This window comes from Comamonas aquatica, assembly GCF_018064205.1.
In the GTDB taxonomy this organism is placed as follows: Bacteria; Pseudomonadota; Gammaproteobacteria; order Burkholderiales; family Burkholderiaceae_C; genus Comamonas; species Comamonas aquatica.
Genome location: NZ_CP072916.1, coordinates 1,284,938 through 1,304,340 on the forward strand (window position 1 = coordinate 1,284,938; position 19,403 = coordinate 1,304,340).

At 66.6% G+C, this 19,403-nt stretch carries 11 protein-coding genes; 8 read left to right on the forward strand and 3 right to left on the reverse strand.

Going from position 1 to position 19,403, the window contains the following annotated elements; translation table 11 throughout:
* Window positions 1-60 precede the first annotated feature (60 nt).
* From KAQ61_RS06090 to rssA, 7 genes are all read left to right on the forward strand, one after another.
* Window positions 61-960, forward strand: coding sequence for a LysR family transcriptional regulator (locus KAQ61_RS06090; RefSeq protein ID WP_154162899.1), 900 nt, complete (start codon window positions 61-63; stop codon window positions 958-960).
* A 130-nt stretch (window positions 961-1,090) separates the two neighbouring features.
* Window positions 1,091-4,165, forward strand: a complete 3,075-nt coding sequence (locus KAQ61_RS06095) for a bifunctional diguanylate cyclase/phosphodiesterase (protein ID WP_210930795.1) — start codon at window positions 1,091-1,093, stop codon at window positions 4,163-4,165.
* A complete protein-coding gene (locus tag KAQ61_RS06100) occupies window positions 4,158-4,520 on the forward strand; it encodes a YnfA family protein (RefSeq protein WP_420839388.1) in 363 nt (120 codons plus the stop codon). The genes KAQ61_RS06095 and KAQ61_RS06100 overlap by 8 nt, the downstream gene beginning before the upstream one ends.
* A 178-nt stretch (window positions 4,521-4,698) precedes the next feature.
* Complete coding sequence (gene smc, locus KAQ61_RS06105) at window positions 4,699-8,223, forward strand: chromosome segregation protein SMC (RefSeq protein ID WP_210930796.1); 3,525 nt, start codon at window positions 4,699-4,701, stop codon at window positions 8,221-8,223.
* A gap of 29 nt (window positions 8,224-8,252) precedes the next feature.
* Window positions 8,253-9,434: a cell division protein FtsZ gene (locus KAQ61_RS06110; protein ID WP_210930797.1), complete on the forward strand. Its 1,182-nt coding sequence runs from the start codon at window positions 8,253-8,255 to the stop codon at window positions 9,432-9,434.
* 6 nt (window positions 9,435-9,440) lie between these two features.
* On the forward strand, window positions 9,441-11,543 hold the full coding sequence (gene ligA, locus KAQ61_RS06115; RefSeq protein ID WP_210930798.1) for an NAD-dependent DNA ligase LigA: 2,103 nt from the start codon (window positions 9,441-9,443) through the stop codon (window positions 11,541-11,543).
* A 2-nt stretch (window positions 11,544-11,545) separates the two neighbouring features.
* The gene (rssA, locus tag KAQ61_RS06120) at window positions 11,546-12,529 is read left to right on the forward strand and encodes a patatin-like phospholipase RssA (RefSeq protein WP_210930799.1); all 984 of its coding nucleotides are present in this window, start codon (window positions 11,546-11,548) and stop codon (window positions 12,527-12,529) included.
* Between the two features lie 256 nt (window positions 12,530-12,785).
* Here the strand turns inward: rssA and KAQ61_RS06125 are convergent, their stop codons facing one another.
* Window positions 12,786-13,070, reverse strand: coding sequence for a hypothetical protein (locus KAQ61_RS06125; RefSeq protein WP_045266704.1), 285 nt, complete (start codon window positions 13,068-13,070; stop codon window positions 12,786-12,788).
* A gap of 158 nt (window positions 13,071-13,228) precedes the next feature.
* Between KAQ61_RS06125 and KAQ61_RS06130 the strand changes: the two genes are divergently transcribed.
* Entirely contained in the window at window positions 13,229-15,730 is a 2,502-nt protein-coding gene (locus KAQ61_RS06130) for a YgiQ family radical SAM protein (RefSeq protein ID WP_210930800.1), read from the forward strand.
* Between the two features lie 51 nt (window positions 15,731-15,781).
* Here the strand turns inward: KAQ61_RS06130 and KAQ61_RS06135 are convergent, their stop codons facing one another.
* Both KAQ61_RS06135 and KAQ61_RS06140 read right to left on the reverse strand, forming a co-directional pair.
* On the reverse strand, window positions 15,782-18,214 hold the full coding sequence (locus tag KAQ61_RS06135) for a putative bifunctional diguanylate cyclase/phosphodiesterase (RefSeq protein ID WP_210930801.1): 2,433 nt from the start codon (window positions 18,212-18,214) through the stop codon (window positions 15,782-15,784).
* 275 nt (window positions 18,215-18,489) lie between these two features.
* Window positions 18,490-19,401 (reverse strand): CoA transferase, encoded by a 912-nt coding sequence (locus tag KAQ61_RS06140; RefSeq protein WP_210930802.1) that lies wholly within the window; start codon window positions 19,399-19,401, stop codon window positions 18,490-18,492.
* Between the last annotated feature and the right edge of the window lie 2 nt (window positions 19,402-19,403).

The window sequence follows — 19,403 nt, forward strand, 5'->3', positions numbered from 1 at the left end:
CCAAAGCAATACGCATTTACGCACCTTGGCTTTGCATAAATGCACAGTCATACTGTGGGCATGGATTGGGATCATTTGCGTTTCTTTGCGGCCCTGGCCCACACCGGCACGCTGGTGGGGGCGGCGCGTGCACTCGGCGTGGAGCACACCACCGTGGCCCGGCGCATCCAGGCGCTGGAGCACCAGCTGGGTACCCCGCTGTTCGTGCGCGATGCCACGGGGCACAAGCTCAACCAGGCCGGGCGCCAGCTGCTGCCCACGGCCCAGGCCATGGAGCAGGCCGCCAGCGGCATCGAGCACCTGGCGCGGCACAGCGATGCCGAGCATGCGGCGGTGGCCGGGCTGGTGCGCGTTGGCGTGACCGAGGGGCTGGGTGTGCAACTGCTGGCCGCGCCGCTGTCGCGCCTGTCGCTGCAGTACCCCAAGCTGTCGGTGGATCTGCTGGCGCTGCCCCGGCTGATGCACCTGTCGCGGCGCGAGGCGGACATCGTCATTTCCCTGGAGCGGCCCAAGCGCGGCACGGTGGTGGTCAGCAAGCTGACCGACTATCACCTGTATCTGTATGGTGAGCGCCAGTACCTGGCGCGCAAGCCGCTGGTGCACAGCAGCGAGGACCTGCGCCACCACCAGTTCATCCACTACGTCGACGACCTGTTGTTCTCGCAGGAGCTGCAACTGCTGTCGCAGCTGTACAAGCCCACCCATTTCGTGTTCCGCAGCACCAGCATCGCGGCGCAGTACGAGGCCGTGCGCGCCGGCGCAGGCCTGGCGGTGCTGCCGGCGTTCCTGGCCGACCGGGACCCGCTGCTGCAGCGCGTGCTGCCCGAGCAGGCGCGGTTCGAGCGCAGCTTCTGGATGTCCATGCCCGAGGAAGCCAAGGGGGTGCCGCGCATCCAAGTGGTATGGAAACTACTGAAGCATTTGTTTACAGAACACCAGTCCCGGCTCAAGCCCCTGTGAGCGTGCTCGACTCAGGGTTATTTAGCAGTTTGGTTTGCCCAAACAGGGCCTGAGCCAAGGTTATGCTATCGCTTCGGTTAATTTTTGTTAGCAATTGCATACCTGTATTGCGGCACAGCTCTAGTGATTCATGAAACTTCGCTCTAAGTTCCGACAGCGATTGCAACTGTGGTGGCTTTCCGCGACCGTCTGCGTAGTGGGTGGTGCCCTGAGTCTGGGCCTGTGGCACACCCTGGAAGCGCACCGGGCCAGCATGACACTGGAGCGCCTGGAGCAGCAGGCCCTGCAGTTCAGCAGCTCGCTGGAACAGAAGATGGATGCCTACGGCGAGCTGGTCTATGGCATGGCCGTGCTCGGCAAATCGCCGGAGAGCCTGTCGTCGCCCTTGCTGCCCCAACTCAATGCGCAGCGCTATCCGGGCGTGGAATTCCTGAGCCTGGTGCGGCGCATGCCCTCGGCCGTGGCTGGTTATGAAATGTCCGATGTCTGGCCCACCCGCAGCACCGATGTCTGGATGGGTGAGGGCGCCCAGCACCTGGAAGCGCTGACCCAGCTGTGGTCCCGGCTGCCCGAGAGCCTGGAGCCCAGCATGAGCGAGCCGTTCGCGGTGCTGGGCGGCGACGCCTCGCCGCAGCGGGTGGTCATCGGCATGCCAGTGTGGCCGGCCTCGGTCCGCTCCGCCGCGGTGCACCAGGGCGACATTCTGGCGATGGGCCTGCGTGCCGATCAGTTGCTGGAACATTTCATGGAACGTGGGGGTCTGGACCAGGGGCTGGTGTCGATCCAGGACCAGGGCTCGGCTTCGCACCGCAGTGCCACCAGCCGTGCACCGAGCCTGCCCATCTATGTGAGCGAGGGCTGGGCGCAGCTGCCGGGCACCGCCCCCAGGGTGCAGCATGAGCTGCTGGTCTGGGGGCGCATCTGGTCGTTGGAGTTTGCCCCCCAGCCCCAGGTGCTGTCGGCGCTGGAAAGCGCCTACCCCATGATTGTCGGGATTGGCGGGCTGGGCGCGACCCTGGTGCTGGCGGCCCTGGTGGCCGTGCTGTCGCACCAGCGGCTGCGTGCGCAATTCCAGACCCGCGTCAAGCACAACTTGCTGCGCCAGCAAAGCGACCGCCTCAAGGCGTTGCTGCACCAGTCGGCGATCGGCGTGGCCGAGATCGAGCCCGGCACCGGCCGCTACCTCAGCGTGAACAGCCGCTTCTCTGATGTTGTGGGCTATGACCCCAAGACGCTGGAGACGATGGATCTCTACCAGATCCTGCACCCCGAGGAACGCCCCGAGTTCCAGCGCCTGGAAGGCGCGCTGGCAGCCGGCCGTCTGGCCCATTTCACGGTGACGCAGCGCATGGTGCGCGCCGATGGCAGCGAGGTCTGGACCGAGGTCTGGGTCTCGCCCGTGGTGGACAACACCGGCCAGTCCATGGGCCGCCAGATCGTGCTGCTGTTGGATGTGACCGAACGCCAGATCCTGCAGGCGCAGCTGCACGCGCGCGAAGCCTATTCCAGCGAAATGCTGCGCTACATGCCGGTGGGGCTGGTGGTGGTCGGGCCCAGCGGCAACATTGAGTTCGTGAACCACCAGTTCGAGGTGATGACCGGCTGGTCGCAGTGCGACATGGCCGACGAAACCACGCTGTGGCGCCTGTTGTGCGTGGACGCCATGCAGCATGCCGCGCTGCTGCAGCGCCTGAACGCCGGGCGCTGCGAGGTGGTGCCCACCGGCGTCAACATGCCGGCGGCCGAATACCTGCTGCGCAGCAAGGACGGCAAGGAGCTGCCCATCGAGGTGTCGGGCCGCTTCCTGGGCGGGCGCATCCTGCTGAGCTTTGTGGACCTGAGCCAGCGCAAGGCCGCGGAAGAGGAAATCCGCTGGCTGGGCTTTTACGACACCGTCACCCAGCTGCCCAACCGCCGCCTGCTGCTGGAGCGGCTGGCCGAGGCCGTGGCGCGCTGCCAGCGCCCGGGTGGGGGCAAGGGCGCGCTGCTGCTGCTGGACATCGACAATTTCAAATCCCTGAACGAAACCCTGGGTCACCAGCATGGCGATGCGTTGCTGCGCCTGGTGGCCACGCGCCTGAGCAACTGCATCGCGGGCCAGTACACCCTGGCGCGCCAGGGGGGCGACGAGTTCGCCGTGGTCCTGGAGGATCTGCCCAGCGAGTCCCTGGAGGCCGGGCGCCGCGCCGAGCAGGTGGGCTGCGCGGTGCTGGAGGCGCTGCGCACACCGTTCTACCTGGGGGCGCAGGACTTTCACGTCACCGTCAGCATGGGCGCCGTGGTGTTCAGCGGCAAGAGCGACACTGTGGAAGAGCTGCTCAAGCGTGCCGACCTGGCCTTGTACCAGGCCAAGAGCGCGGGCCGCGACACGCTGCAGTTCTTTGACCCCAGCATGCAAAAGGCCGTCAGTGCCCGGGTCGAGATGGAAAAGGACATGCGCCTGGCCCTGGAGCGCCATGAGTTCGACCTGTACTTCCAGCCCCAGGTGCAAAAGGACAAGGTGATCGGTGCCGAGGCGCTGCTGCGCTGGAAGCACCCGGTCAAGGGCTTCATCTCCCCCAGTGTGTTCGTGCCGGCGGCGGAAGAGTCCGGCCTGATCCTGCCGCTGGGCGAATGGGTGCTGTACGCCGCCTGCCGCCAGCTGGCGCAGTGGGCAAAGGACCCGCAGATGGCGGGCCTGACCATGTCGGTCAACGTCAGCCCGCGGCAGTTCTACCAGCCCAGCTTTGTGGAGCAGGTGCAGCAGGCCCTGCGCGTCACCGGTGCGCCGCCGCGCATGCTGGAGCTGGAGCTGACCGAGGGCATGCTGCTGGCCGATGTCGAGGACACCATCCGCAAGATGGTGCAGCTCAAGGCCATGGGCGTGATCTTTTCGCTGGACGATTTCGGCACGGGCTATTCGTCGCTGAGCTACCTCAAGCGCCTGCCGCTGGACAAGCTCAAGATCGACCAGAGCTTTGTCTACGAGGTGCTGTCCAGCGCCAACGACGCCACGATCGCCCGCTCCATCATCGCCCTGGGCAACAGCCTGGGCCTGCAGGTGATCGCCGAAGGCGTGGAAACCGAGGCGCAGCGCGAATTCCTGGCGTCCAGCGGCTGCCATTACTGGCAGGGCTTCCTGTTCAGTCAGCCCAAGCCGATTGCGGAATTCGAGACCTGGACACGGGCCTACGGCGCGGCACGTTCGGAGCGCAGCCATGTCTGAGGTGGTTTGGGTGGGCAGCCTGGGGGGGCTGCTCAAGACGGCGGGCCTGTTCGTGGCGACGGCAGTGGCCGAGATTGTGGGCTGCTACCTGCCGTGGCTGTGGCTCAAGCAGGGCGGCAGCGCCTGGTTGCTGCTGCCGGCCGCCGCCAGCCTGGTGGCCTTTGTCTGGTTGCTGACCCTGCACCCGGCCGCCGCTGGTCGGGTCTATGCGGCCTACGGTGGTGTCTACGTGGCCGTGGCCATGGTCTGGCTGTGGCTGGTGGACGGCCTGCGGCCCACGGCCTGGGAATGGGCCGGCGTCGCCGTCTGCCTGTGCGGCATGGCCATCATCGCCTTGGCGCCGCGCCCGGTGTGAGAACCCTCGCGGACCGTTAACTCCTGAATTGAGAGCTGAACGCGCTGGCTGCACCTGCGCAAAAGCCTTTTTTGTTACAAAGTCCGCGCCGAAGCCCGGGCGGCAGTTGTAAGCAGGCGCGTTATCATCGGCCCCTGGTTTCCACTGTTGCCACGTCTGCTTCTCCGACCCGACCTCCGTGCGCCTTAATTCGATCAAGCTTTCCGGCTTCAAATCCTTCGCCGAACCCACCAACTTCCTGCTGCCGGGCCAGTTGGTCGGCGTGGTCGGCCCCAACGGTTGCGGAAAGTCCAACATCATGGATGCCGTGCGCTGGGTGCTGGGGGAGAGCAAGGCCAGCGAGCTGCGCGGCGAGAGCATGCAGGACGTGATCTTCAACGGCACGACCCACCGCAAGCCGGCCAGCCGCTCCAGCGTGGAGCTGGTGTTTGACAACAGCGACCACCGCGCGGGCGGCCAATGGGGCCAGTTCACGGAAATCGCCGTCAAGCGCGTGCTCACGCGCGATGGCAACAGCAGTTACTTCATCAACAACCAGCCGGTGCGTCGCCGCGATGTGCAGGACGTGTTCCTGGGCACCGGCCTGGGCCCGCGCGCCTACGCCATCATCGGCCAGGGCACCATCAGCCGCATCATCGAGTCGCGGCCCGAGGAGCTGCGCCTGTTCCTGGAAGAGGCGGCCGGCGTGTCCAAGTACAAGGAGCGCCGCCGCGAGACCGAGAACCGCCTGGGCGACACGCGCGAGAACCTGACGCGCGTCGAGGACATCCTGCGCGAGCTGAACGCCAACCTCGACAAGCTGGAAAAGCAGGCCGTGGTGGCGGCCCAGTACAACACGCTGCAGTCCAGCGTGACGCTCAAGCAGCACCAGCTGTGGTTCCTGAAAAAGCAGGACGCCGAGGGCGATCTGGCCAAGATCCGCCAGGAAGGCCTGCAGGCCGTCAACGAGCTGGAAAGCCGCATGGCGGAAATCCGCCACATCGAGGCCGACCTGGAAGCCGTGCGCCAGGCGCACTACGAGGCCGGCGACCAGGTCAACCAGGCCCAGGGGCGGCTGTACGAAGCCACGGCCGAGGTGGGCAAGCTGGAGGCCGAGATCCGCTACGTGGTCGAGGGCCGCCAGCGTGTCGAGCAGCGCATGCAGCAGCTGGCCGAGCAGATTGCCCAGTGGGCGCAGCGCAAGGACGATGCCGATGCCGAGCTGGAGCACCTGGCCGCCAGCGGCATGGATGCCGAAGAGCAGGCCGAAATGCTGGCCGCGCAGCTGGAAGAGCAGAGCCAGCGCCTGCCGGACCTCGAAGACGCGCTGCGCGCCACCCAGCACAAGGCCAATACCCAGCGCCAGCAGGTGGTGCAGGTGCAGCAGCAGATCCAGGTGCTGGCCGCCGAGCAGCGCAGCCTGAACGAGCAAACCCGCCAGCACGAAGCCCGGTTGGAGCGGCTGCGCAACGATCGCAATGCGCTGGCTGCCCCCGACGAAGACCGGCTGCAGCAAGTCAGCGCCCAGTACGCGGACGCCGCCGAGATGGCCGAAATGGCCGAGGCGGTGCTGGTGGAGCTGCAGGACAGCGTGCCCCAGCTCGATGACGAGCGGCGCCAGCGCCAGCAGGCCCTGAATGCCGAGACCTCCAAGCAGGCCGAGCTGGCCGCGCGCATGGAAGCCCTCAAGGCGCTGCAGGAGAAAGTCAAGACCGATGGCAAGCTGCAGCCCTGGCTGGCCCAGCATGGGCTGGAAAGCCTGCAGGGCCTGTGGACCAAGATTCACGTGGAAGCCGGCTGGGAAAACGCGCTGGAAGCAGCCTTGCGCGAGCGCATGGGCGCGCTGGAAGTCAGCCGCCTGGACATGGTGCGCGGCTTCCTCGGGGCCGGCGCCAAGGACGCACCGCCGGCGCGCCTGGCGTTTTACTCCCGACCCGACGCCAGCATTGCGCTGACCAGCCAGGGCCTGCCCCTGCTGGCCGACCTGCTGCGCGTGACCGATGCGGGCCTCAAGGCCGTGCTCTGCGAATGGCTGGCCGGTTGCTACACCGCCGCTTCGCTGGACGAGGCGCTGAGCCACCGGGCGCAGCTGCGGCCCGGCGACACCATCTATGTGCCCACCGGCCATGCCGTGACGGCGCACAGCGTGAGTTTTTATGCGCAGGATTCGGAGCAGTCCGGCCTGCTGGCGCGCGCCCAGGAGATCGAACACCTGGAAAAAGAATTGCGCGCCCAGGCCCTGATCAGCGAAGAGACCCGCACCGCCCTGGCCAAGGCCGAGGCCGCCTATGGCGACGCCTCGCAGCGCCTGGTCAGCGCGCGCCGCGAGGCCAGCGAGGCCAAGCAGAGCGCGCACGAGTTGCAGGTGGACATGCTGCGCCTGACGCAGCAGGCCGAGCAGGCGCGCGCGCGCACCGCACAGATCGAGGCCGACGTGGCCGAGGTGCAGGCCGCGCTGGACGAGCTGCAGGAGCGCGCCGTGGCCGCCGAGGCGCGCTTTGAAGAGCTCGACATGCAACTGGCCGACAGCCAGGAGCTGCACGCCCAGCTGGACGACCGCGTGATCGAGGCCGAGCGCAAGCTGGCCGAAAGCCGGGAGCAGCTGCGCACGCTGGAGCGCCGGGCACAGGAAGCCACGTTCAGCCAGCGCAGCATGCAGGCCCGCCAGGGCGAGCTGCAGCGCACCCTGGAAACCGCCGAGCAGCAGACCAAGGCGCTGCTGGAAGAGCGCGAGCGCGCGCAGGCCGAGCAGGGGCGCCTGAACGATGCCGCCGCCCAGGGCGGGCTGCAGGATGCCTTGGCGCTGAAGATGGAGCGCGAGCAGGCCGTGGCCACCGCGCGCAGCGCCTACGAAGACCTGACCAACAAGCTGCGCGCCAGCGACGAGCGCCGCGTGCAGATCGAACGCGCGCTGGACCCGATGCGCGCGCGCATCACCGAATTCCAGCTCAAGGAGCAGGCCGCCTCGCTGGGAAGTGCCCAGTACGAGCAGCAACTGGCCGAAGCCGGGGCCGACCTGGCGGCGGTGGCGCAGTCCATCCTCGAGGGCAATGTCAAGCTGCACGGCCTGCAGTCGGAAATCGACCGCCTGCACCGCGAGATCGCGGCCCTGGGCGCGGTCAATCTGGCGGCCCTGGAAGAGCTGCAGCTGGCCAAGGAACGCAAGACCTTCCTGGATGCCCAGATGGCCGACCTGACCGAGGCCATGACCACGCTGGAAAACGCCATCAAGAAGATCGACAACGAGACGCGCGAGCTGCTGTCGGGCACCTTCAACACGGTGAACGAGCATTTTGGCCGCATGTTCCCCGAGCTGTTCGGTGGCGGGCAGGCCAAGCTGATCATCACCGGCGATGAAATTCTGGATTCCGGCGTGCAGGTCATGGCCCAGCCACCCGGCAAGAAGAACCAGACCATCCACCTGCTGTCGGGTGGCGAAAAGGCCCTGACGGCGATTGCGCTGGTGTTCGCCATCTTCCAGCTCAACCCCGCGCCGTTCTGTCTGCTGGACGAAGTGGACGCGCCGCTGGATGACGCCAACACCGAGCGCTATGCCAAACTGGTGGCCAGCATGAGCAAGGGAACCCAGTTCCTGTTCATCAGCCACAACAAGATTGCCATGGAGATGGCGCAACAACTGATCGGTGTGACGATGCAGGAGCAAGGTGTCTCGCGCATCGTGGCCGTGGACATGGAATCGGCCCTGTCCATGGCCCACGCCTGAGTCAACGGATTACGGGACGAAGCAATTCCATGAGTACCCTTCAAATCAGTCTGGCCGTGGTGGGGGTGATCCTGCTGGGCCTGATCGTGGCCTACAACACCTGGACCCACCGGCGCAATGCCCCCAAGCGCGCGCAGTATGCCGATGGGGACACGCGCCTGGGCGAGGGGCATTCGCGCTTCGACCCGGCCCTGGACGGTGTGGATGTCACCGATCTGCCACCCAGCCACCGCACTCCGGTGGTCGACCCCCTGATGGACACCGCGCCCGCGCAAGAGGCGCAGGCCGGCATCTTGGCCGCCGATCCGGCGCTGGACGCCGCCCCGGCCACGGCCGCGGTGGATGGCGGTGCGGCCGTGGCCGTGTCGCCCGCGGCGGCGGCCGAGCGCAAGCTGGCGCTGGATGGCCTGATCGACGCGATTGCCCCGCTGCGCGTGGAGCACGTGGTCACCGGCGATGCCGCCCTGATGGTGCAGCCCACCACGCGCCGCGCCGGCAGCAAGCAGTTCCGCATCGAAGGCCTGAACGCCGCGACCCAGGAATGGGAAACCGTGCGTGCCGGCCAGCGCTACACGGCGTTTCAGGCCGGGGTGCAGCTGGCCAACCGCCTGGGGGCGCTCAACGAGATCGAGTTTTCCGAGTTCGTGGCCAAGGTGCAGGGCTTTGGCGATGCGCTGAATGCCGCCGTGGACCTGCCCGACATGCTGCATGAGGTGGCCCGCGCGCGCGAGCTGGACCAGTTCGCTGGCGAGCACGATGCGCAGCTGAGCTTCATGCTGCGCCCGCGCCGCGCGGCCTGGAGCCCGGGCTACATCGAGCAGCACGCTGCGGCCGTCGGCTTCGTGCCGGCCACCATGCCCGGGCGCATGCTGCTGCCGTCCGAAACGCCCGGCCATGCGCCGCTGCTGACCCTGGCCTATGACGCCCAGGCGGCCCAGGCCGACAACCTGGACCAAACCGCCGTGCACGAGGTCTGGCTGAGCCTGGACGTGCCCCAGGTGCCGCGCACCGAGGAGCCGTTTGGACGCCTGCGCCAGGTGGTGCAGGTGCTGTGCGAAGGCATGGACGGCATGCTGTGCGACCAGAACGGCTACCAGCTGCTGCCCCAGGTGCTGGACCCGATCGAGGCCGACCTGCAAAAGCTGTACGACAAGCTCGACAGCCGTGAACTGTCGGCCGGCTCCATGCTGGCGCGCCGTCTGTTCAATTGAGGCGGCATGCACGACAATCTGGACCTTTTTGGCGCTCCAGCGCCCGAGCAGCCTGCGCCTGTTGCTCCTAAAACCGTTGTTGCCAAGGTGCAGCAGCTGCGTGCCCAGCTGAACCAGTGGGCGCATGAATACTATGTGCTGGATGCGCCCTCGGTGCCCGACGGGGAGTACGACCGCGTGTTCCAGCAGCTGCAGGCCCTGGAAGGCGCCTACCCCGCGCTGCAGACGCCGGATTCGCCCACGCAGCGAGTCATCGGTGCGGTGCTGGAGGGGTTGAAACCGGTGCGCCACGTGGTGCCCATGCTGTCCATCCGCACGGAAACCGACAACGAGGCTTCGGGTGCCGAGGCCTTCGATGCACGCATCCGCCGCGAGTTGGAGCTGGACCTGGCCGCGCCGCCCGTGGAGTACGTGGCCGAGCCCAAGTTCGACGGGCTGGCGATGAGCCTGCGCTACGAGCAGGGCCGCCTGGTGCACGCCGTGACGCGCGGCGACGGCGAGGTGGGCGAGGACGTGACCCACAACATCCGCACCATCCGCCAGATTCCCCTGACCCTGCCGGACGGCGTGCCCCCGGTGCTGGAAGTGCGCGGCGAGGTCTACATGCGCCGTGCCGACTTCCAGGCGTTGAATGCGCGCCAGGAAGCCGCCGGCGGCAAGCTGTTTGCCAATCCGCGCAATGCGGCGGCGGGCTCGGTGCGCCAGCTCGATTCGCACATCGCCATGCAACGGCCGTTGTCCTTCTTTGCCTACGGCGTGGGCGAGGTGACGCCGCCCGAGCAGGGAGGACCGGTGTTCAGCACCCACTATGGCTTGCTGCAGCAGCTGCGCACCTGGGGTTTTCCGGTGGCAGCGCAGGTCTGCATTGCGCGGGGTGCTCCTGAATTGGTGGCTTTCCATGCCGAGCTGGGCCAGCAGCGTGCCAGCCTGCCGTATGAAATCGACGGCGTGGTCTACAAGGTCAACAGCCTGGCCTTGCAGCGCCAGCTGGGCTTTGTGACGCGCGAGCCGCGCTGGGCCGTGGCGCACAAGTACCCGGCCGAGGAAATGCCCACCGTCATGGAAGGCATTGACGTGCAGGTCGGGCGCACCGGCAAGCTCACGCCCGTGGCGCGGCTGGCACCGGTCAGTGTGGGTGGGGTCACGGTGACCAATGCCACGCTGCACAACCTGTTTGAAATCCGCAAGAAGCGCGTGCGCGTGGGCGACACCGTCATCGTGCGGCGCGCCGGCGATGTGATCCCCGAGGTGGTGGGCAAGGTGCCCGGCGAGCGCCCGGTCTACGTGCCCAACTTCCAGATGCCCCAGGCCTGCCCGATCTGTGGCTCGGAGGTGGTGCGCGAACCCGGCGAGGCCAACCACCGCTGCACCGGCGGGCTGTTCTGCCCGGCCCAGCGCAAGGAAGCCCTCCTGCACTTTGCCGCGCGCCGCGCCATGGACATCGAAGGCCTGGGTGACAAGCTGGTGGACCAGCTGGTGGATGGCCATGTGGTGCGCACCTTGCCGGATTTGTACCGCTTGGGCTTGACCGCGCTGTCTTCGCTGGATCGCATGGCCGAAAAATCGGCCCAAAACGTACTGGCAGCACTGGAAAAATCCAAGTCCACGACGCTGAACCGCTTCCTGTTCGGCCTGGGCATCCGCCATGTGGGGGAGGCCACGGCCAAGGACCTGGCGCGCCATTTCGGCACGCTGGACGCCATCATGGATGCCAGCGTCGAGCAGTTGCTGCAGGTGCGTGACGTGGGGCCGGTGGTGGCCGAAAGCATCCACACCTTCTTCGCCCAGCCCCACAACCGCGAGGTGGTGGAGCAATTGCGCGCCTGCGGCGTGCACTGGGACGAGGGCGCACCGGCGGAAAAAGCCCCGCAGGTGCTGGCGGGCAAGACCGTGGTGCTGACCGGCACCCTGCCCACCCTGGGGCGCGATGCCGCCAAGGAGTTGCTGGAGGCGGCCGGCGCCAAGGTCAGCGGCTCGGTCAGCAAGAAGACCAGCTATGTGATCGCAGGGGCCGAGGCCGGCAGCAAGCTGACCAAGGCCCAGGAACTGGGCGTGCCGGTACTGGACGAAGCCGGCATGCTGGCGCTGCTGAACGCTACGGAGAACTGAGCATGACACTGGCCCGGCGCACCCCGAAGATTGGATTGGCGCTGGGCAGTGGCTCGGCACGCGGCTGGGCGCACATCGGTGTGCTGCAGGCGCTTGACGAAGCCGGCATCCGCCCCGATGTGGTCTGTGGCGCCTCGATCGGTGCCCTGGTCGGCGCGGCCTATGCCGCCGGCGAGCTGGAGCGTTTTGCAGACTGGGTGCAAAGCCTGGGCATGCGCGATGTCTTCGGCTTCATGGACTTCAACCTGTCGGGCGGCATGCTCAAGGGCGAGAAGCTGATCAGCTTCTGGCGCCGCAATTTTGCGGATTTCAACATCGAGGATTCGGCCCTGCCGTTTGCCGCCGTGGCCACGGACCTGCATTCGGGCGCTGAGGTCTGGCTGCGCCATGGCTCGATCGCCGACGCGGTGCGGGCCTCGATCGCGATGCCGGGCCTGTTCACCCCGGTGGTGCGCGAGGGGCGGCTGCTGGCCGATGGCGGCCTGGTCAACCCGGTGCCGGCCTCGCTGGCGCGCGCCATGGGGGCGGACATTGTCATCGCCGTGGATTTGAACGCCAGCTTGCTGCACCGCCACATGCACCCCCTGGGGGTGGTGGCGACGCACCCCGACGAGACGGCCGGTCAGCCGGCGGAGGTGGTGGATGCGCACAGCGCGGCCTGGGTGGCGCGCCTGCAAAGCCGCCTGCGGGGGCGGCGTGCCGGGCGCGCCACCCAGGCCAGCGATGCGATCCCCATTCCTTCGCTGCTGGATGTGGCGATGACCAGCGTCAACATCATGCAGATGCGCATCACGCGCAGCCGCATGGCGGGCGATCCGCCGGAATTGGTGATTGCCCCCAGGCTGTCCGACATGGGGCTGCTGGATTTTCACCGCGCCAAGGAGGCCGTGGCCGCGGGCTATGCCGCCGCGCAGGCCGCCCTGCCGGGCTTGCAGCATTTCGGCTGGAAGGCCGCGGTGGACAAACCGCCCCAAGAAAATTTATAAACCATAGCATTCAGCGCTTGCCGGTATTGCGCGAAACGCTGATTCGATGGTGAATGTCCGGCGCCTAGCGGCGGCGCACGGCACCGGCGCGGCCGGCCTTGCTCCAGTCGTAGGGTTCGCCATCGGGGGTGCGGCCGTTCTCCACCGCCGCCACGCCCTGGGTGTCGACTCTCTCGCTCAGGGCTGACGAGAACCATAGCAGTCAGCGATTGCTGGTACTGCGCAAAACGCCGATTTGATGATGAATGTCCGGCGCCTAGCGGCGGCGCACGGCCCCGGCGCGGCCGGCCTTGCTCCAGTCGTAGGGTTCACCATCGGGAGTGCGGCCGTTCTCCACCGCCGCCACGCCCAGCGTGCCGACCATCTCGCTCAGGTCGGACGAGATGCAGACATGGGCGTTGCGCGGGTCGGCGCGCAGGCTTTGGCAGTGGGCCAGCGCCTGGGTCATGGCGCTGTCGCTGTAGGCATGGCACTGCGGCACCCAGACAGGGGCTTCGGCAGCGGGCTGGGCGTTGTGCAGGTGAAAGACGACAATGCTCATGGTTGGATGAAGAGGCGAAAAAGGGAAGGCGGCGCAGCCGGGCAGGTCTGGGTACGCCCAGCGCATGGCCGGGTTGCAGCGCTATAAGCCTACAGCCTCCAATGTTGGAGGGTCAAACGTACACTGGCAGGTTGAATTTTCCCGCACGAAATCCCTCGATGAACGCACCGATTGATGTTTCCTTTTTTCAGCGCGATGCCAAGCCGCTGACCAGCTATCGCCCGTACTGGGCGAAACGCTTTGGCACGGCCCCGTTTCTGCCGATGAGCCGGGCAGAGATGGATCAGCTGGGCTGGGACAGCTGCGACATCATCCTGGTGACCGGGGATGCCTACGTGGACCACCCCAGCTTCGGCATGGCGGTGATCGGGCGCGTGCTGGAAGCCCAGGGCTTCCGCGTGGGCATCATCGCCCAGCCCGACTGGCAGAGCGCCGAGGCCTTCAAGGCCCTGGGCAAGCCCAATCTGTTCTGGGGCGTGACGGCGGGGAACATGGATTCCATGATCAACCGCTACACGGCGGACCGCAAGATCCGCAGCGACGATGCCTACACCCCCGGTGACGTGGGTGGCAAGCGCCCGGACCGTGCGGCCATCGTCTACTGCCAGCGCTGCCGCGAGGCCTACAAGGATGTGCCCATCGTGCTGGGTGGCATCGAGGGTTCGCTGCGCCGCATTGCCCACTATGACTACTGGAGCGACAAGGTGCGTCGCTCCATCGTGGTGGACAGCAAGTGCGACATCCTGCTGTATGGCAACGCCGAGCGTGCCCTGGTCGAGGTGGCACACCGTATTGCCCGCCGCGATCCGGTGGAGAGCATCACCGATGTGCGCGGCACGGCGTTCTTCCGCCGCAGCTCCGAAGACGGCTGGTTCGAGGTGGATTCCTCCGTGGTGGACGAGCCCGGCGTGGTCGAGCCCCACATCAATCCCTACATGACCACCAGCGAGCAGGCCGCGGCCCAGGGCCAGAGCTGCTCCAAGGAAGATGCTGCAAATGGTGTAGCGCCCAGCGCAGGCGCAGCCTGCGCGATAGGCCAAAATGCTGCTGAATCGGCGATGCCGGCCGTGCGGCACATCCAGTTCATGCCCAACCTGTCGCAGCGCAGCAAGGCCAAGCAGCCGCCGCGCGACAAGACCGTGCTGCGCCTGCCGAGCTACGAGCAGGTCAAGAGCGATCCGATTCTGTACGCCCACGCCAACCGCGTGCTGCACCTGGAGACCAACCCCGGCAACGCCCGCGCCCTGGTGCAGGCCCACGGGGAGGGCGCGACGGCACGCGATGTGTGGCTGAACCCGCCGCCCATCCCGCTGAGCACGGCCGAGATGGACTGGGTGTTCGGCCTGCCGTACGCGCGTGGCCCGCACCCCAGCTACGCCGACGAGCAGGGCAGCCACGAAGGCGCGACCAAGATCCCGGCCTGGGAGATGATCCGCACCTCGGTCAACATCATGCGTGGCTGCTTCGGCGGCTGCACCTTCTGCTCGATCACCGAGCACGAAGGCCGCATCATCCAGAGCCGCTCGGAAGATTCGATCATCCAGGAGATCGAGGACATCCGCGACAAGGTCAAGGGCTTCACCGGCACCATCTCCGACCTGGGTGGCCCCACCGCCAACATGTACCGCCTGGGCTGCTCCAGCCCCGAGATCGAGAAGCACTGCCGCAAGCCCAGCTGCGCGTTTCCCGGCATCTGCCCGAACCTGCACACTGACCACGGTCCGCTGATCAACATCTACCGCCGCGCGCGCAAGCTGCCGGGCATCAAGAAGATCCTCATCGGCTCGGGTCTGCGCTACGACCTGGCCGTCAAGTCGCCCGAATACGTGCGCGAGCTGGTGCAGCACCACGTGGGTGGCTACCTGAAGATCGCGCCCGAGCACACCGAGGCCGGCCCGCTGTCCAAGATGATGAAACCCGGCATCGGCAGCTACGACAAGTTCAAGCAGCTGTTCGAGAAGTACAGCGAAGAGGCGGGCAAGAAGCAGTTCCTGATCCCGTACTTCATCGCCGCCCACCCCGGCACCAGCGATGAGGACATGATGAACTTGGCCATCTGGCTGAAGAAGAACGGTTTCCGCGCCGACCAGGTGCAGACCTTCTACCCCAGCCCCATGGCCACGGCCACGGCCATGTACCACAGCGGCCGCAACACCTTGACCAAGGTACGCCGCGAGATGCGCGACCGGGACGAGGAAACCGTGGACATCGTGCGTGGCGAAAAGCGCCGCCGCCTGCACAAGGCCTTCCTGCGCTACCACGATCCCAACAACTGGCCGCTGCTGCGCGATGCGCTCAAGACCATGGGGCGTGCCGATCTGATCGGCAACGGCAAGCACCACCTGATTCCGACCTTCCAGCCCATGGTGGACGGCAGCTACCAGAGCGCGCGCAAGAAGAACAGCACGCCTTCGGCAGGTGGCAAGACCGGCCTGGGCTATACCACCAACCAGGATGGCAAGGCCGTGGCGCTGCGCCCGCGCAAGCAGGACGAGCACGCCCTGATGGAGCCCAAGAGCGATGTGCGCTTCCGCGGGGCCGAGGTGCGTGGCAATTCACCGCGTCCCGGTAAGCTGCTGACCCAGCACACCGGGCTGCCGCCGCGCCCCGGCGTCAAGCCACGCCCTGCGGCCGGGGGCAAACCCAAGCCCAAGCGCTGAAGGCGCTGACCCCAGAAGCCAGCGCTTGCGCTGGCTTTTTTGTGGGCGGCCTCAGTCGCGTGGGGCCGGGGCGGCGGTGGCCCGGCTGCGCTGCTGTGGGGCTTGGTGGGCGTGCTGGAAGTAAGCGGTGTCCAGCGGCACCGGGGTGGCGATGTAGTAGCCCTGGGCGTAGTCGATGCCCATGCTGCGCAGGGCGTCGAAGGTGGCCTGGTCGCCCACGAACTCGGCGACGGTGGATTTGCCCATGACGTGGCCGATGTGGCCGATGGCCTCCACCATGGCGAAGTTGCTGGGGTTCTTGAGCATGTCGCGCACGAAGCTGCCGTCGATCTTGAGGTAGTCCACGGGCAACTGTTGCAGGTACCGGAAGCTGGCCATGCCGGAGCCGAAATCGTCCAGCGAGAAGCGGCAGCCGAGCTTGCGCAGCTCGGTGATCATGGCGATGGCGCTGTCCATGCTGGCGATGGCGCTGGTCTCGGTGATCTCAAAGCACAGCTTGTCGCCGGCGATGCCGAACTCCAGGATGCTTTGCCGGATGAACTCGGTGAGGTCGCTGTCCCCCAGGCTGGAGCCGGACAGGTTGATGGAGCAGGTGCGGATGTCGGCGCCTTGCGCCATGTGCGTCTTGAGCAGTTGCAGGGCGTGCCGCACCACCCAGCGGTCAATCAGGTTCATCAGGTCGTAGCGCTCGGCGATCGGGATGAACTCGGACGGCGACAACTGCTGGCCCGGCACGTCCGACAGTCGCAGCAGCACCTCGAAGTGCACGCCCCCCTGGTCCTCGGGGTGCAGCGGGTAGACCGTCTGCGCAAACAGGGTGAACTTGTCTTCTTCCAGGCTGTTGCGCAGGCGTTGCACCCATTCCATGTCGCCCTGGTAGCGCTGGAAGGCACGGTCATGCGGGTTGTAGACCGTGATGCGGTTGCGCCCGCTTTCCTTGGCGTGCTTGCAGGCGCTTTCTGCCATGCCCAGCAGGCTGGCCGGATCGCTGCTTTGCTGTGGGTCGATGTGCACCACGCCAATGCTGACGCCGGTGTGCAGGTTGTGCTGGCGCCACTGCACGTTGAGATTGTGGATGGACTGGCGCAAGCGCTCGGCAGACTGCATCGAGGCATGGGGCGGGCAATGGGTCAGCAGCACGGCGAACTCGTCGCCGCCCACGCGCGCCAGCACATCGCTTTCGCGCAGCACCAGGCGCAGTTGCTGGCAGACCTGGCGCAGGATCTCGTCGCCCGCTGCGTGGCCGTAGCTGGCGTTGATCATCTTGAAGTGGTCCAGGTTCAGGTGAAGCAGGCTGGCCTGGTGCTTGCCCAGCACCTGCTGCAGGTATTTCTCGAAGGTGGCGCGGTTGTCCAGGCCGGTCAGCAGGTCGTGGCTTTGCTGCCATTGCAGCATGCGCATGTAGTTCTGCTCCTGCGAGACATCGTGCAGCACCACCACGGTGCCGGAATTTTCACCATCTAGCGTGGTGGCGCTGACGTGGACGGCCACGTTGTCGCCCGATGTGCGGCGGATCCAGTGCACGCTGTCGTCGCGGCGTGGGGCCATTCCCGGCTGTTTGGGGCCTGCCAGGTGTTTGACCAGCACCTCGGTGGCAAACGGCAGGACGGTCTGGATGTCCTGGCCCAGCAGATGGCCTTGCGACAGGTCCAGCAGCCGCGATGCGGAGGGGTTGGCGTAGCGGATGCGGTGCTGCTCATCCAAATTCAGCACGCCGTCGCCCAAGGCGGCCAGGGTGGTGCTGCTGCGCTGGCGCTCGGTCTCCAGCTTGCTGCTGGTTTTGCGGTTTTCGACAATCGCTTTCTGGATGGCGAGCCAGTGCATGGTGCACAGCAAGGCGGCGGTGAAGATGTTCACAAAGATCAGCAGCCATTCCAGATCGCGGGCATTGCTGGCCAGCGTTGCGTTGAATTTCTTGGCCAGCGGGACCACGGTGGTGCTGATGTTGTTGATTTCTTCGTGCCAGGACGCAATCGTCTGGTCTGTCACCGGGCGCCCTGAGTTGCGGTGGTTGTAGATGTCCTTGCCCAACTGGTTGAGGGCTTGCACATGGGCATCGCCGCTGCGCCAGATTGTCAGCGTGGGTGCCAGCACGTCCAGGGTCCACACCCAGGGCAGGGCATACAAGAGTGTGTCGACGTCGTCCGGGTGGTTTTCTCCCTGCAGCAAGCCGGTGCGGATGCGCGTGCTGTGGCGGTCGCCTTCGTCCAGTGCTTCACGCGCCTGGCCGACGCCCAGCGGTGTCGTCAGCGCATCCTGGAAATCCAGAAAATCCTGGGTATTGCCAGTTTCTGCGTACTGGTTGAGGTGCAAGGCTGCCGCGTTGAATCCTTTGCTCCACAGGCTCTCTCCACCCACCACGACGCGCACCGAGGTCATCAGCACGATGCTGATGCAGGCCACCAGCAATTGGACGCCAACAGCGGTGATGAAGAGCCAGCGTCGCCGGGTGTAGGCTTTGCTGGCAGAGGTCTGGCTTGGCATCAAGCGTACTCCTCGCAGTGGAAGGCCAGGGACGCACGCCGCCGGCTGCCAGCTTGGGCCGGCAGGTGAAGGCTTGGTGCATGGCCTCCAGGCAGAAACCTGCCATGGTGGATCGTGCGATGGTCATTGCTCGGCACTGGAAACTCCAGGGTGGGGGCCGTCTCGGGGATCGGTGATCCCAATGCGGGTCAGGCCACAGGGCGATGGAGATAGTTCGTTGCTTGCGCAAAGGCTCAGGTCATAGTTTCAAATCAATGCCTCCTGCTTGACAAAGATTATTTGTCCTGTGTGGGAATCACATGTAGGGGGATATCGCTTTGTGCTGCCATCGCTGCCAGCTGTTCACAGTGGAGGGGCGCAAAAAAATGCTCCAGCGCGGCGTGAGAACTGCGGTGGTGCATGCTGGACAGGCTGCCGTCGCGCTGCACCAGCCCGGCCACCTGGGCGATGCGCTGGGCAAAGTGCGGCTCCAACGCCGCCAGGGCGACCCAGCCGTCGGCACAAGGGTACATGCGGTAGCCGGCGTGGGCACCGCCGACATCACCGCCCGGCGTGGTCATGCCCCAGTGGCGCGGCAGTGCCAGCCATTGCGCGGCCTGCGCCAGGCCGACATCCAGACAGTGGCCGTGGCCGCTGCGGCAGCGCTGCAGCAGGGTTTGCAGCACGGCCTCGCTGCCCATGACGGCGCCGGCCATGTCGGCGAACAGGCTGGCGGGCAGGTGGCCGTCATCGGTCAGGCCGGCCTGGGCCTGGTAGGTCAGGTCGTGCCCGGCGTGGTTGGCTTCGTCGGGGTCGGTGCTGCCGAAGATGCGCACCATGCACAGTCGTGGATGGCGGGCGTGCAGGCTTTCCCAGGACAGTCCCAGCTTGTCCAGGGCAGCGGGGCGGAAGGAGGTGAGCAGCACGTCGGTCTGCGCCAGCGCCTGGTGCAGCGTGGCTTGGCCGGCGGTGCTTTTCAGGTCCGCGTGCAGGACCTGCATGCCGGCATGCAACTGGTCGTAGGCCGCGGTGCTGTAGCTGTGCATGGGGTCGGCGCTGGGCTGGGGCGGTGTGGTGGGGGGCTCCAGCTTGGTGCAGTGCGCACCCATGTCGCGGCAGCGCATGAGGGCGGCAGGGCCGGGCAGGTTCAGCGCCAGGCTCAGGATGTGGGTGCCGCTGAGCGGCTGCAGGGGCGGTGTGGTGTGCATGC